Consider the following 14,414-nt stretch of genomic DNA (forward strand, 5'->3'; position numbering starts at 1 on the left):
TGTACATCGAAATAGAGGTGACAAATTATGTCTCTACGTTCAAACCGTGTTGCCGAGCAAATGAAAAAGGAGCTTGGTGATATTCTTGGCCGTAAAATAAAAGATCCGCGTGTTGGTTTTGTGACTGTTACAGGTGTTGAAGTAACGGGTGATTTACAGCAAGCGACAATTTATATTACATCTTTAGGCAACGAACGTGAACGAGAGGAAACGCTTAAAGCTTTAGTAAAAGCTTCGGGCTTTATTCGCTCTGAAATCGGATCACGCATTCGTTTACGACGTACACCAGAATTAATCTTTGAATTTGATTCATCGATTGAATATGGGAACCGTATTGATTCATTGTTAAGAGATTTACACAAAGAATAAGCTAAAAAAGTCTGCCACATGCATGTTTATGCAGGCAGACTTTTTAGCTTCATGGAAAAAGTTATATTGCCAATGAATAAATAAATGATAGAGTAAGCAGTTTGGGAGGAGCTATATGAACGGTATTTTACCGCTTTGGAAAGAAAGAGGCATGACAAGCCATGATTGTGTCTTTAAATTACGCAAAATTTTGCGGACAAAAAAAGTTGGGCATACAGGTACACTGGATCCAGGTGTTGAGGGCGTACTACCAATTTGTATTGGCCAAGCAACTCGAATAGCAGAATATTTAACTGACGCAGGGAAAACCTATGAAGCAATCATTTCAATCGGTCGTACCACGACAACCGAGGATGCAGAAGGTGAAACCGTTGAAGAAGATCTTACGATAAAAAAATTTTCTCGTGAGCAGTTGTTAGAGGTTTTAGCTTCATTGACGGGAGTTATTGAACAAACACCACCCATGTTTTCAGCAGTAAAAGTAAATGGGAAGCGCCTCTATGAATATGCGCGAAAAGGCGAAAGTGTTGAAAGACCAACTCGCCAAGTAACAATTTATGATTTAGAGCTACTTGATGAGCTAGCACATTATGAGGGACAAGAAATCACATTTCCAGTACGTATCGCTTGTAGTAAAGGGACATATATTCGAACACTAGCTGTGCAAATTGGTGAGGCGCTTGGCTATCCAGCGCATATGAAGGAGCTTGTACGTACTGCTTCTGGTACTTTTACACAGGATAACTGTTTTACGTTAGCACAGGTTGCTGAGCTAATGGAGACTGAGCAAGTAGCTTCCTGCATTTTACCTGTCGAGTATGCATTAGCAGACTATCCATATATTGAGATCACGAATGCCAATGAAAAAGAAATTTTCAATGGACAAGTGCTTCCAGCAGATGCATTATTAAATAGTCATGATAAAATTGTGTATGGAATCAATGGAAAGGCAGTTGCGGTTTATCAAGCTCACCCAACAAAGGATGGTTTGATGAAGCCACATAAGATGTTTCCGACGATAGAGTAGGAGGATTTTTCAATGGAGGTCATTCATTTAAAATACCCACATCAATTACAGCAACGAGAAAGCATGCAGCCGTATTCATTAGCTCTTGGCTTTTTCGATGGTGTACATAGAGGGCATCAAGCAGTTATCAAGGCAGCTAAGGAAGAGGGCAACAAGCGACAAATTCCAACTGCAGTGATGACATTCGATCCACATCCTTCATTAGTCCTTGGTGGACGTAACGAAAAGGTTTTTTATATTACACTCTTACAACAGAAATTACAGCTGTTTGAAGAACAGGGTGTGGATACGGTATTCGTTGTCCACTTCACTTCAGATTTTGCCAAACTTTCACCAGCGGCATTTATTGATACATTTATCCGTGGATTAAATATTCAGCATGTGACAGCTGGCTTCGATTATTCGTTTGGAGCATTTGGTAAGGGAACAATGGAAGATATGCGTTTATTAAGTAATGGTGATTATGGCGTTACAATTGTTGAGAAGAAAACAGATGATGTTGAGAAAATCAGCTCTACCCGTATACGCAAGCTATTACAAGAAGGCGATATGGAAGAAGCAACAGTTTTATTAGGGAGACCGTTTGAAATCAATGGGATTGTTGTACATGGTGATAAACGTGGTCGTACTATTGGTTTCCCTACTGCAAATGTCCAAGCATTAGAAGGAACGTTTATTCCAGCAAGTGGTGTTTATGCTGTTCGTCTGCTTGTACAAAATAACTGGTATGATGGTGTTTGCAACGTGGGCTATAAGCCAACTTTCAAAGATCCAAATGATAAGCAATTATCGATTGAAGTCCATATTTTAAACTTTGATAAAAATATCTACGGTGAAGAAGTACATGTGGCATGGTATAAACGTATACGAAGTGAACGCAAATTCGATGGTATTGAGGCCTTGAAAACACAAATTGAAAAGGATAAACAAGAAGCAATCCGTTACTTTAACCAGCTATAAGAAGTACTTCATTACTGTAGTCACATTAGCCAAGTCGACGTTTTACTTGCTTGACTATGTGATTTATGGTAATATTCATAAGTGCATAAATGCTTAACCTTAGCTCGGTAGATCGATGACTCCAACGTTTACTGTGCTAATGGGGATTAATTATAATTTAGGAGGTCCATACAAATGGCTATTACAAAAGAACGTAAAAACGAAATTATCGCTGAGTACCGTACTCACGAAAGTGACACTGGTTCACCAGAAGTACAAGTTGCAGTATTAACAGAGGAAATCAATGCTCTAAATACTCACTTACGTACTCACAAAAAAGATTTCCACTCTGAGCGTGGTCTTCTTAAAATGGTAGGTCGTCGTCGTCACTTATTAAAATATCTTCGTGAAACAGACGTACAACGTTACCGTGAATTAATCAACCGTTTAGGCTTACGTCGCTAATTAATAGCAAAAGTAATCCTATATTAGACTGTAGACAAACTGATGTTTGTCTACAGTCTTTTTTTTGAGATAATCTTGTTAATTTTGTTCAACAATAAGCCATAACTTTTTTACACTACGATGAACGATAGATAAAAATGATTTGATACTTGATAAAAGGGTGATATATTCTAATCACATTTCACAGCCCATTTATAGTCATTGCGTTCATCATTGCAGTGTAATTGAAGTAGATAAATTGAAGGCTAGATTGCTATTATATGTCATGAAATACAATCCAGCCAATTATAGGATAGAGGCTCAAAATTGGTACATAAGCGTCAATCATACAATCTAAATGCTATCATTGAATACTAGTAAACGATGGCTATGGGTTAGAAAACTTTCTATTTTAATAGTTGGTGAAATGTAAACTAAATCATTTAGAAGGGTGAGTAGGATGTTTAACCAATTATTAAGAGAGAATAATATTGTTGCAGGTATTTTAACAGTTATTCGTGTTTATTTAGGCTGGCATTGGCTTACAGCAGGTTGGGGAAAACTGTTTAATGGCTTTGATGCATCTGGTTTTTTAGCCAATGCTATTGCAAATCCAGTGACAAGTGGCGAAGAGCTCGCATACCCACTGTATGTAAAGTTTATTGAATCATTTGCTTTGCCAAATGCTGAGCTAATTAATATTCTTGTGCCTTGGGGAGAATTCTTAGTAGGGCTAGGATTAATTCTGGGATGCTTAACGACATATGCTGCATTTTTCGGTATGGTCATGAATTTTGCCTTCCTAATGGCAGGTACTATATCTAGCAATCCTTGGGATATTTTACTTGCAATCTTTATAGCCGTTGCTGGTTACAATGCTGGGAAATTCGGGCTTGACCGCTTCATTATGCCAATCATAGGTGAAAAGATGGCGAGAAATAAGAAAAAAGAAGTTGTTCAACCTGTTAAAATTACATAATAAACTTTTTACATATCTTATATTAGGAGACTACTCATTAGTCTGAATATACCCCGCCCATTATATGGGTGGGGTATTTAAGTTGTTGAAAAAAGAAATGTCACTAGCAGAAAAGCAAGGTGAGGGGGTGATTTCCGTTCCATTGGGCGTCCGATGATCCAGCTTTACTCACTTACGCTACTTTCACAAAAATTCTATTGATGGTTTTACTTTTCAATACTATGTAAATCCCGACTATTATTTGCCTGACTTACTAACTTTCCTAGATGAGCCAACTTTCTTTTACCTTATAGGATGTTGTATGATAAGCTCCATGTTATAATAAGTCTATTGTTTAAACTTGTATTTGAAAAACTAATGTTAGCGAAGCAGTTATTTCCATTTACATACATTACTTTTCGTCAAGAAGGAATCAATATAAAAAAATCCATATACCAAAAATGCTTTTTCAATAAAATAATGAAATAAATCTTAAATAAATTGGCAATAACTGAATTTAAATGTATGATTATTTCATGAAATATTATTTAGCATAGAACAAGCATTTTTGGTACACTTACTATTAGTACATACAGACGAAGTAAGTGTTTTTATAATAGAGAGGGGTTCATTGAATGAACGAAAAGAAAGTCTATTCCTATGAATGGGCTGGCCGTCCACTTGTAATTGAAGTAGGACAGTTAGCAAAACAAGCAAACGGAGCCGCATTAGTACGCTATGGCGATACTTCTGTACTTGCTACAGCAACAATGTCAAAATCACCTAAACCACTTGATTTCTTCCCATTAACAGTAAACTATGAAGAGCGTCTATATGCTGCAGGTAAAATTCCTGGCGGCTTTATTAAGCGTGAAGGACGTCCATCTGAAAAGGCGATTTTAGCAAGCCGTTTAATCGACCGTCCGATTCGTCCGATGTTCCCGGATGGTTTCCGTAATGAAGTACAAGTTATTTCTATGGTTATGTCAAATGATCCTGACTGTACATCTGAAATGGCAGCAATGGTTGGTTCATCATTAGCATTAGCGATCTCTGATATTCCATTTGATGGGCCAATAGCAGGTGTACAAGTTGGTTATATTGATGGACAATTCATTGTAAACCCGACAGTAGAGCAATCGAATCGCTCAACAATTCATTTGTCTGTAGCGGGGAACAAAGATGCTATCAATATGGTTGAAGCGGGTGCACTTGAGGTACCAGAGGAAATCATGTTAGAAGCAATTATGTTCGGTCATGAAGAAATCAAAAAAATCATTGCTTTCCAAGAGCAAATTGTGGCAGAGGTTGGTAAAGAAAAGTTACCAGTGACACTATTTGAAATTGATGAAGCAATTCAAGCCGATATAAAAGCAGCTTGTGAGACTGATATGCATGATGCAATTCAAACGGCAGAGAAACATGCTCGTGATGAGGCAATTCAAGCTGTGAAAGAGCGAGTTATCGCTTCCTATGAAGAGCAAGAAGCAGACGACGAAACAATGAAACAAGTGTACACAATTCTTGACAAGATGGTAAAAGAAGAAGTACGCCGTCAAATCACGGAAGATAAGATTCGTCCAGATGGTCGTAAGCTCGACGAAATCCGACCACTTTCTTCTGAAACAGGCTTATTACAACGTACACATGGTTCAGGTCTGTTTACACGTGGACAAACACAAGCACTTTCTATTTGTACATTAGGTGCGCTTGGTGATGTACAAATTATTGATGGTTTGGGTGTGGAAGAGTCAAAACGCTTTATGCACCATTATAACTTCCCACAATTTTCTGTAGGGGAAACGGGTCCAATCCGTGGGCCAGGTCGTCGTGAAATTGGTCATGGTGCGTTAGGTGAGCGTGCACTTGAAGCAGTTATTCCTGATGAGTCGGTCTTCCCTTATACAATTCGTTGTGTATCAGAAGTACTTGAATCAAACGGATCAACTTCACAAGCTTCTATTTGTGCGTCTACATTAGCCATGATGGATGCAGGTGTTCCATTAAAAGCACCAGTTGCAGGTATTGCAATGGGCCTTATTAAAAAAGGTGAGCATTATTCTATTTTAACGGATATTCAAGGAATGGAAGACCATTTAGGCGATATGGACTTTAAAGTGGCTGGTACAGCTAAAGGTGTAACAGCTCTACAAATGGACATTAAAATTGATGGTTTATCTCGCAATATTTTAGAAGAAGCACTGACACAAGCAAAAGTTGGACGTATGCATATTCTAGAATCAATGCTTGCTACACTGCCAGAGCCACGTAAACAATTATCTGCGTTTGCACCAAAAATTGTTATTGTAAAAATTAATCCTGATAAAATTCGCGATGTAATTGGACCAGGTGGTAAACAAATTAATAAAATTATTGAAGAAACGGGCGTTAAGATTGATACAGAGCAAGATGGTACAATCTATATTTCTTCTGCCGATGAAGCAATGAATGCACGTGCAAAACAAATTATTGAAGATATCGTACGTGAAGCAAAAGTAGGGGAATACTACTTATCAACAGTGAAACGTATTGAAAAATTCGGCGCCTTTTGCGAAATCTTCCCAGGGAAAGATGGCTTGCTTCACATTTCTGAAATTCAAGAGGAACGTACAAAGCAAGTGGAGGATGTCTTAAAACTTGGTGATCAATTACTTGTGAAAGTGATTGAAATCGACAAGCAAGGTCGTGTGAATTTATCTCGCAAAGTAGTAATTCAAGAGGAAAAAGAGCGCGCTGAACAAGAAAAATAATATCGATTAAAAGGCTGCGTAGATTGCGCAGCCTTTTTCGATAGTAGCAAGAAGAAAAGTAGAGGATTTTTATAATTGGGGGAGATAGTTTGGTTCAAGTACATACATGTCAGAATGGTGTTCGTATTGTATCAGAGCAAATTGATCATGTAAGATCAGTGGCATTAGGTATCTTTGTGAATGCTGGCTCTCGCTATGAGCTACCTGAAGAGAATGGTATCACACATTTTATTGAGCATATGTTGTTTAAAGGCACAACAACTCGTTCAGCTCGTCAAATTGCTGAAGAATTTGATCGAATCGGAGGAGAGCTAAATGCCTTCACATCGAAAGAAAATACATGTTACTATGCTAAAGTTTTAGATCATCATGCGGAGCTTGCGGTCACAATACTAGCAGATATGTTTTTCAATTCTACCTTTGCGGAAGAAGAATTAGAAAAAGAGCGACAAGTAGTATTAGAAGAAATTTTAATGAGCGAAGATGCTCCTGATGATGACGTTCATGAGAAGCTATGGGGTGTCATGTATCCGAATGATGCACTCGGTCGTCCAATACTAGGTACGGCTGCTACATTAAAGACATTTACAGCAGATGCTATACGAAAATATATGGATAAACATTATGGGCCAGAGTCCGTTGTTATTTCTATTGCAGGTAATATTTCATCTCAGCTTATGCAAACGATTGAAGATTTATTTGGTCACTATCAACCTTCACCGCATGCTATTGCGCCTGTCCTGACAAATCCTTCATTTTATCCAGGGGAAATTACAAAAATACGCGATACAGAGCAGGCACATGTCGCGATTTCCTATCCAGCAATTGGTGTAAAAGATCCAGATATGTATAGCTTTATTGCGCTTAACAATATAATTGGTGGCAATATGAGTTCTCGATTGTTTCAGGAAGTACGAGAAGAACGTGGGCTAGCCTATTCTATTTTCTCCTATCAATCGTGTTATGCCGATGTAGGTACTTTTACGATTTATGGTAGTACTAGTCGACAGCAATTAGCACAGCTTCAGCACACGATTGATGCCACTTTATTAGATATTGTAGCGGGTGGTGTTACAGAGGAGGAGCTTGATAATGCGAAAGAGCAGCTTAAAGGCAGCTTTGTCCTTGGGCTAGAAGGGACGGGGGCTCGTATGAATCGTAATGGAACAAGTGAACTTGTCCATCGCAAGCATCGAACAGTAGACGAGGTTCTTAAATCGATCGATGCCGTATCGATGGAATCGGTGGATCGACTGATTGCCAAAATTTTAAAAGCAGAGCCAGCTATCTCAATCATAGGTCCTAGCGAATAAAGATATTTTAATTAGAAGCATATAAAAAGGAGAACTTTGATTAATTTCGAAGTTCTCCTTTACTATCTGGGAAAGTCTGTTATTTTCAATGTGGATAAGTGTCAACAACCCTCCATAAGATGAGTAGTGAACACCTTTGCTAAAAAGGTAGCACTTTATGAGCTGGTGTGGAAAACTTTACCCTCGAGGGATAGTGAGACTAGTCTGCCTTTAAACCAAGAAGGTAGCGGCCCTGCACATGCCCATAGGAAAGCAAGTAGCCTGCAATGGGAATCCATTTCCTATTTTTAATGAATGTTTAGCAAACTTCCTTTGCCATATATAAATAAAGACATTTGTGAAACACAAGAAAAGTGATGAGGATACTAACCAGTGTTGGTATGAATAAGATAATTAAATTTGCAGCTACTAGTGATAAATAATAATGAATAACAAAATTTAGCAGAATGATAAGCACAATAGCTGTAAGCATTCTAACCGTTCGCATTCTCTCTGTTTCATCAAGATGCTGAATATAAAATTGACTACAGATGAGGAAAGAAGCGCTACTTATATAGGCACAGTACATAGCAAGATGCTCTATAAAATTTTCAGATGCATCAGGTTGTGAGAAATACATAGGCGCAAGGACAATAAAGAGCAATGCAATAAGGCCATAGCAAAATAAAAAATCGGATTGCAATTGTGTTTTCTTTGATAGAGGTAGCGTATTGACATACATTGTCCACTTTACTTGACGGTCGCCTCTATATAAATTATCTACGATGTTGGCTGAAATTACGACAACAAATAATCCGATAGAAGGACTATCTACAAAAGGTAAATGAACAAAATGAAGAAGTAAACATATCGTCATTGTAAAAAGAATAGTCCATTTTTGTACGACGATTCTTTGTAACAACAGTGCTCGCATGAGATCCCTCCTAAAACTCTTTTCTTTTATAAATAGCAGTAGAAACAAGAGAGGAGAGGCAGAGCAGTATAAGTCCGCCCAAAGGTGCTAAATAGACATATTGCTTTAAATATAAAAAGGTTTGAGTCATATCAGGGATATATTCTTTAAACATCCCCGTTAAGAAGCCAGGGATAAAACAAAACGCAATGAGGACTATTCTTCCTTTAATAGAGCCAAATTTAATATAGATAGGTAGTAATACGGCTAATAAACAGAGCGCCGATGTTACGATCAAATTAAACGTTAGGAAAAATTCTGAAGTAATGTCGTTATTGGTAAAAAAATTGATGAAAAATAGGATAGGTAATGCCATAACAAGGCCGATAATCATTAACATCACACTAAGTATATATTTACTTAAAACGATATCCGTTTTAGGAATTGGTAAAGTATTAGCGTATTTATCCCACTTACTGTGTTCATCGTAGCTAAGCGCAGTTATCGCTTGTATCGTAACAATAAAAACAATAACAGCTAGAAGCATTGCGCTTTGCTGCATAAAAATCGCCATCACAAGAAGAAATACAAGAACAAATGCTTGTGCTTTCATTTGTCGTTGAATGGTCATTAAATCTTTTAGGATAAGTCCTACCATATTTAAACACTACCTTTCACGAAAAATAGCATAATATCTTCAATAGAAGGTCTTTCAAGTCTGAAAGCCTCATTTACTTCATTTTTCAGAACTAGTGCTTCTATTCCAAATGCACCAGGACGGGTTCTCAGAATAGCATGCTCTGGCAAGTCGTTTACTTCCTCATTGTTACCTTTGAAAATACCATATTCATATAATAAAGCATCTTTACTCTCGCTCAATAAAATCTCACCATTATGAATTAATGTAATATAGTCAGCAATTTTTTCTAAATCGCTTGTAATGTGCGAAGAAAATAAAATGCTGTGGGTTTCATCCTGCATAAATGCTAAAAATAAATCCAGAATTTCATCCCGAATAATAGGGTCTAAACCACTTGTGGGCTCATCTAAAATCAATAATTTTGGATGATGTGCCAATGCTAAGGCAATTGATAGCTTCATCCTCATTCCTCGTGAAAGTTCCTTAATCTTCTTCCTCTTTGGTACCTTAAATTGAGCCAATCTTTCAAAATAATAGTCTGAATCCCATGTTTGAAATACTTTTCTCATGATTTTGTCGAGTTGCGTCGCATTTAGCGTTTCTGGTACATGTAAATCGTCAAATACAACGCCGATGTCGTTTTTTATCGATAGTTCGTGTTCGACATGATCTTTGCCAAATAGCAAAATTTCGCCATATTCCTTTTTTAGTAAATTCAGCATGCATTTTATCGTAGTTGATTTGCCAGCCCCGTTTTCTCCAACAAATCCCATTACAGTGCCTTGAGGGACAGAAAAACTTATATCTTTTAGAAAAAAGCCTTCAAAGCCCTTATGTAAATCATGAATTTCAATGGCATTCATATTACTTATCCTCCTCTAACATTAAAGATAGTAGTTCTTGTAATTCTTCACTAGAAAGTCCAGCGGTTTTCGCTATTTTTGCTGCCTTTTGCAAGTGCCCCTCTACCTGCCGTAATAGCTCCTCGCGTAGAAAGTCTTGATTTCGTTCTGTGACAAAGCTCCCTTTACCAGCGACTGTTTCAATGAAACCATCTCGCTCTAAATCAGCATAGGCACGTTTAGTGGTCATCACACTTATTTTTAAATCCTTTGCTAAAGCGCGGATAGAAGGTAGTGCATCACCTGCCTGTAATTTATTAGCTAAAATAGCCTCCTTGAGCTGTATGGTGATTTGCTCATAAATAGGTTTTTCACTCGCATTACTTAAATGGATATGCACAAATCATCACCTCTTATAACTGTATATATACACTATATACAGATAGCGATGAAAATGCAACATATTCGTACTTTTGGTAGGGGTCACGATTTGCAAAAAGTCGGCATATATTGAGGTAACGGCTCAAGGAGGGAGATGAGGCATGTTACTATCTGAGATGGTGGATAAGGAGTTAATTCAAATTGAGGGTGGCGTACATTTTGGCATCCTGGCACATACAGAATGCCTATTAGATGTGCAAACAGGGAAAATACATGGTTTTGAAATTGTAAAAGATAAACTACCATTCCAAAAAAAGAAAATGAAAGTTAGTGAAATGATACCTTGGCATGAAATTATTTTAATTGGTGAAGATCGTATTTTATTTAATAAGACATCTACAGTACAGTCAGAATATTTACAGTGAGGTGAGCTTTTGGAAAACGAAAAATGGCTTGTTATCGGTGAGGACTCCCGATTAAAGGAACTAGCTACAATGCTAAGAAGTCCATCGAGAACAGTGTTTTATAAAAGAACGACCGTATGGAACGAAGAGTTAAATAAACTTGTTTTAGAATTCCAGCCTAATAAAATTGTATTACCTATTCTTCCATTAAAAATAGAAGTTGAGCAGCTCTATGGTATATCACAAGTGAAATTTTATACAGGTCGATTAACAATGCATTGGAAGCAATTACTAGAGAAAAATGAATCTATTTGCTATTTACAACAAGAATCATTTATTTGGCAAAATGCTCGATTAACAGCGGAGGGATTTATCGCCACATTTTACGGACTCGAGCAAAAATGTATTTACGGACAAAATTTCACAATCGCAGGTTTTGGTCGTATCGCAAAAATGCTCGCCTCTTTACTAGTTAAGATGGGTGCAAATGTTCATATTGTTGCACGTTCAGTTGTACAAGTGAGTGAAGCAAAAGCATATGGTTATAAAGCCACGAATTTAGATGATCGTCAATGGTCTATTACAGATGGCATTTTTATTAATACAATTCCTGCTAAATGGATCACAGAATCATTTATAGAGCATGTTCCAACTGTTTTATATGACTTGGCTTCAGAGCCAGGATGTTTAGATATAGATTCTGATCAATTACAAACATATGTACTATTGCCATCATTACCTGGGAAATACTTTGCACATGATGCAGCTACAATATTGTGCAAGGCAATAGAGGAGGAAGAAAATTGTTAACGGGGAAACGAATTGGCTTAGGTATTACTGCTTCTCATTGTACGTATGAAGATGTAGTACCTAAAATCCAAAATTTTATTGATGTCGGAGCAACAGTAATTCCAATCATTACCCATTCCGTTTTACATGCAGCTACACGCTTTGGTACAGGTGAAGAGTGGATTGCCAAAATAGAAGCTTTGACAGGAGAAAAAGTTATTTCTTCTATAAAAGAGGCAGAGCCATTTGGTCCATCCAATCCATTAGATGCAATGGTCATTGCCCCCATGACAGGCAATAGCATCAGTAAATTTGCTAATGCAGCAACAGATAGTCCTGTGTTAATGGCAGCAAAGGCAACTTTGCGTAATGGTTCACCTGTAGTTTTAGGTATTTCCACAAACGATGCACTAGGCTTAAATGGCATAAATATTATGAAGCTGTTAAATGCCAAAAATATATATTTTATTCCCTTTGGTCAGGATGCCCCTCACTCCAAACCAAATTCTTTAATTGCTGATTTTGAGCAAATGGTGGATACTGTTCATGCAGCAATTACGCAGAAAAAGCAATTACAACCGCTGTTGATACAATATTTCAAATAAATAAGAGATTACACACAATTTTCAGTATTTTTGTGATACAATAGCACACATTATGGAACATGTATTCAAGGAGAGATGACAGATGACAAAGCAGTTAACAGTTGCGGTTGTTGGGGCAACAGGTGCAGTAGGATCGAAAATGATGGAGCAGTTGATTAAACGTAAATTTCCGATTGGACATATTAAATTTCTAGCTTCTGCTCGTTCAGCAGGAAAATCAATCGAATTTAATGGGGAAACATATACAATTGAAGAAGCGACACCTGAGGCTTTCGAAGGCGTCAATGTCGCTTTATTCTCAGCTGGTGGTTCAGTATCAGCTGTGCTTGCACCAGAAGCAGCTAAGCGGGGTGCAGTAGTTATTGATAATACGAGCCATTTTCGTATGGATCCAGAGGTACCGCTTGTCGTGCCTGAAGTGAATCGAGGCGACTTAGCGAAGCATAAGGGAATTATTGCGAATCCAAACTGCTCGACAATTCAAATGGTAGCTGCACTTGAACCAATTCGTCATGCATTTGGTTTAACAAAAGTAATTGTTTCAACTTATCAGGCAGTATCAGGTGCAGGGATTTCTGCGATCCAAGAATTAAAGGCACAAAGCGAAAACTGGGATGCAGGTAAAGATGTAGAAGCAAATATTTTACCATCTGGTAGTGATAAACGTCATTACCCAATTGCTCGTAATGTCATTCCACAAATCGATAAATTCACAGATAATGGATTTACATACGAAGAAATGAAAATGATTAATGAGACGAAAAAAATCATGCATGCACCAGAGCTAAAAGTAGCTGCTACTTGTGTTCGTGTGCCAGTCGTTTCAGGTCACTCTGAATCTGTTTATATTGAGGTAGAGAAGGACGCGTCAATCCAAGAGATTTTCGAAGTATTACGCAACGCACCAGGTGTGGTATTACAAGATGATATTGCAACACAAACTTACCCAATGCCTATTTATGCAGAAGGGGAAGACGCTACTTTTGTAGGACGTATCCGTCAAGATTTAGACAACAGCAAAGGGTTCCATCTATGGATCGTTTCTGACAATTTATTAAAAGGCGCCGCATTAAACTCTATCCAAATTGCAGAAGCAATGCTTGAGGATAACTTACTATAAGAGGGGTGTAAGGATGAATTTAGGTCGAATTGGAACGGCAATGATTACGCCGTTCAAAAATGATGGCACGATTAATTATCCAGAACTAGAACGTATTATTAATCATTTAATAGACAATGGTACTGATTGTATTGTTGCTTGTGGTACGACTTCTGAAAACCCAACTATGTCTACAGAAGAGAAAATTGAAGTTGTACGCTTTACAGTTGAGAAAGTAGCAGGACGCGTACCAGTTATTGCAGGTACTGGGGATAATGAAACAGCTTACTCTATCGCAATGACACATAAGGCAGAAGAAAATGGAGCGGACGGCATTATGCTTGTAGCTCCCTACTATAATAAGCCAAATCAACGTGGGATTTATGCTCACTTTGAAACCATTGCTAAACAAACGAGTCTCCCTGTTATGCTTTATAATGTTCCAGGGCGTACTGGGGTCAATGTTGCCTATGAAACTTCTGTTGCATTAAGCAAGATTCCTAATATTGCTTGGATTAAGGAAGCGAGCGGTAACTTAGATCAGATGGGTGATGTTATTGAGAATGTTGATCCAGCTGATGATTTCTTAGTGTATAGTGGGGACGATGGTTTAACACTCCCACTAATGGCCATTGGCGGAGCAGGTGTTATTTCTGTAGCTGCCCATGTGGTAGGCAATGATATGCAATTAATGATTAAAGCGTTTGAAGAAGGAAATCATAAGCTAGCAGCCCAAATTCACCGAGCCTTATTACCTTTAGTACGTGCGCTGTTCGCTCAGCCCAACCCTTCACCGATTAAATATGCGATGACAAAGTTAGGATTTGATACACTCAATGTTCGTTTGCCAATGATGGAAATGACAGATGAAGAGAAAGCTAATTTTGATCGAATTTGGGATACGTATCAAGAAAAAGCGAAAAGTTTTAGATAAATAGCAGCGAGGCTGATAGCATTTCAGC

16 protein-coding genes are annotated in these 14,414 nt (G+C 37.8%); 12 read left to right on the top strand and 4 right to left on the bottom strand.

Annotation, left to right across the window (positions count from 1 at the left end; genetic code table 11):
* The first annotated feature begins 27 nt into the window (after positions 1 to 27).
* The 7 genes from rbfA (at position 28) to L6W14_RS05095 (ending at position 7,800) form a co-directional block, all read left to right on the top strand.
* Entirely contained in the window at positions 28 to 369 is a 342-nt protein-coding gene (rbfA, locus tag L6W14_RS05065) for a 30S ribosome-binding factor RbfA (RefSeq protein ID WP_004225003.1), read from the top strand.
* 115 nt (positions 370 to 484) lie between these two features.
* Positions 485 to 1,396, top strand: a complete 912-nt coding sequence (gene truB, locus L6W14_RS05070) for a tRNA pseudouridine(55) synthase TruB (RefSeq protein WP_237899674.1) — start codon at positions 485 to 487, stop codon at positions 1,394 to 1,396.
* Between the two features lie 12 nt (positions 1,397 to 1,408).
* Positions 1,409 to 2,356: a riboflavin biosynthesis protein RibF gene (gene ribF, locus L6W14_RS05075; protein ID WP_004224996.1), complete on the top strand. Its 948-nt coding sequence runs from the start codon at positions 1,409 to 1,411 to the stop codon at positions 2,354 to 2,356.
* 174 nt (positions 2,357 to 2,530) lie between these two features.
* Positions 2,531 to 2,800, top strand: a complete 270-nt coding sequence (gene rpsO / locus L6W14_RS05080; protein WP_004224992.1) for a 30S ribosomal protein S15 — start codon at positions 2,531 to 2,533, stop codon at positions 2,798 to 2,800.
* Positions 2,801 to 3,239: 439 nt separating this feature from the next.
* Complete coding sequence (locus tag L6W14_RS05085; RefSeq protein ID WP_048391558.1) at positions 3,240 to 3,758, top strand: DoxX family protein; 519 nt, start codon at positions 3,240 to 3,242, stop codon at positions 3,756 to 3,758.
* 614 nt (positions 3,759 to 4,372) lie between these two features.
* A complete protein-coding gene (gene pnp / locus L6W14_RS05090; RefSeq protein ID WP_131521876.1) occupies positions 4,373 to 6,487 on the top strand; it encodes a polyribonucleotide nucleotidyltransferase in 2,115 nt (704 codons plus the stop codon).
* Positions 6,488 to 6,576: 89 nt separating this feature from the next.
* On the top strand, positions 6,577 to 7,800 hold the full coding sequence (locus tag L6W14_RS05095) for a M16 family metallopeptidase (protein ID WP_237899676.1): 1,224 nt from the start codon (positions 6,577 to 6,579) through the stop codon (positions 7,798 to 7,800).
* A gap of 298 nt (positions 7,801 to 8,098) precedes the next feature.
* On the opposite strand, the gene L6W14_RS05100 is transcribed toward L6W14_RS05095, so the two are convergent.
* The 4 genes from L6W14_RS05100 to L6W14_RS05115 are packed head-to-tail and all read right to left on the bottom strand — an operon-like array spanning position 8,099 to position 10,574.
* Entirely contained in the window at positions 8,099 to 8,713 is a 615-nt protein-coding gene (locus tag L6W14_RS05100) for an ABC-2 transporter permease (protein WP_237899678.1), read from the bottom strand.
* A 10-nt stretch (positions 8,714 to 8,723) separates the two neighbouring features.
* A complete protein-coding gene (locus tag L6W14_RS05105) occupies positions 8,724 to 9,350 on the bottom strand; it encodes an ABC-2 transporter permease (RefSeq protein ID WP_131521873.1) in 627 nt (208 codons plus the stop codon).
* A 2-nt stretch (positions 9,351 to 9,352) separates the two neighbouring features.
* Entirely contained in the window at positions 9,353 to 10,195 is an 843-nt protein-coding gene (locus L6W14_RS05110; protein WP_131521872.1) for an ABC transporter ATP-binding protein, read from the bottom strand.
* Between the two features lies 1 nt (position 10,196).
* The gene (locus L6W14_RS05115; protein WP_004224968.1) at positions 10,197 to 10,574 is read right to left on the bottom strand and encodes a GntR family transcriptional regulator; all 378 of its coding nucleotides are present in this window, start codon (positions 10,572 to 10,574) and stop codon (positions 10,197 to 10,199) included.
* Between the two features lie 142 nt (positions 10,575 to 10,716).
* On the opposite strand from L6W14_RS05115, the gene L6W14_RS05120 reads away from it, so the two are divergent.
* From L6W14_RS05120 to dapA, 5 genes are all read left to right on the top strand, one after another.
* Positions 10,717 to 10,980 (top strand): YlmC/YmxH family sporulation protein, encoded by a 264-nt coding sequence (locus tag L6W14_RS05120; protein WP_004224966.1) that lies wholly within the window; start codon positions 10,717 to 10,719, stop codon positions 10,978 to 10,980.
* A 9-nt stretch (positions 10,981 to 10,989) separates the two neighbouring features.
* Positions 10,990 to 11,769: an NAD(P)-dependent oxidoreductase gene (locus tag L6W14_RS05125; protein WP_004224963.1), complete on the top strand. Its 780-nt coding sequence runs from the start codon at positions 10,990 to 10,992 to the stop codon at positions 11,767 to 11,769.
* Positions 11,763 to 12,353 (top strand): dipicolinate synthase subunit B, encoded by a 591-nt coding sequence (locus L6W14_RS05130; RefSeq protein ID WP_004224962.1) that lies wholly within the window; start codon positions 11,763 to 11,765, stop codon positions 12,351 to 12,353. Before L6W14_RS05125 ends, L6W14_RS05130 begins: the two co-directional genes overlap by 7 nt.
* An 82-nt stretch (positions 12,354 to 12,435) precedes the next feature.
* A complete protein-coding gene (locus L6W14_RS05135) occupies positions 12,436 to 13,473 on the top strand; it encodes an aspartate-semialdehyde dehydrogenase (RefSeq protein ID WP_048391546.1) in 1,038 nt (345 codons plus the stop codon).
* Between the two features lie 13 nt (positions 13,474 to 13,486).
* Positions 13,487 to 14,386: a 4-hydroxy-tetrahydrodipicolinate synthase gene (gene dapA, locus L6W14_RS05140; RefSeq protein ID WP_048391545.1), complete on the top strand. Its 900-nt coding sequence runs from the start codon at positions 13,487 to 13,489 to the stop codon at positions 14,384 to 14,386.
* Positions 14,387 to 14,414: the final 28 nt, after the last annotated feature.

This window comes from Lysinibacillus sp. ACHW1.5 (assembly GCF_022014815.1).
Taxonomy (GTDB): Bacteria; Bacillota; Bacilli; order Bacillales_A; family Planococcaceae; genus Lysinibacillus; species Lysinibacillus capsici.

Bases quoted from the DNA above. Each gene is read 5' to 3' on its own strand.
- L6W14_RS05100 (WP_237899678.1), bottom strand. From the start codon at position 8,713: ATGCGAGCACTGTTGTTACAAAGAATCGTCGTACAAAAATGGACTATT.
- truB (WP_237899674.1), top strand. From the start codon at position 485: ATGAACGGTATTTTACCGCTTTGGAAAGAAAGAGGCATGACAAGCCAT.
- pnp (WP_131521876.1), top strand. From the start codon at position 4,373: ATGAACGAAAAGAAAGTCTATTCCTATGAATGGGCTGGCCGTCCACTT.
- L6W14_RS05105 (WP_131521873.1), bottom strand. From the start codon at position 9,350: ATGGTAGGACTTATCCTAAAAGATTTAATGACCATTCAACGACAAATG.
- rpsO (WP_004224992.1), top strand. From the start codon at position 2,531: ATGGCTATTACAAAAGAACGTAAAAACGAAATTATCGCTGAGTACCGT.
- L6W14_RS05085 (WP_048391558.1), top strand. From the start codon at position 3,240: ATGTTTAACCAATTATTAAGAGAGAATAATATTGTTGCAGGTATTTTA.
- L6W14_RS05110 (WP_131521872.1), bottom strand. From the start codon at position 10,195: ATGAATGCCATTGAAATTCATGATTTACATAAGGGCTTTGAAGGCTTT.
- L6W14_RS05120 (WP_004224966.1), top strand. From the start codon at position 10,717: ATGTTACTATCTGAGATGGTGGATAAGGAGTTAATTCAAATTGAGGGT.
- L6W14_RS05135 (WP_048391546.1), top strand. From the start codon at position 12,436: ATGACAAAGCAGTTAACAGTTGCGGTTGTTGGGGCAACAGGTGCAGTA.
- dapA (WP_048391545.1), top strand. From the start codon at position 13,487: ATGAATTTAGGTCGAATTGGAACGGCAATGATTACGCCGTTCAAAAAT.
- rbfA (WP_004225003.1), top strand. From the start codon at position 28: ATGTCTCTACGTTCAAACCGTGTTGCCGAGCAAATGAAAAAGGAGCTT.
- ribF (WP_004224996.1), top strand. From the start codon at position 1,409: ATGGAGGTCATTCATTTAAAATACCCACATCAATTACAGCAACGAGAA.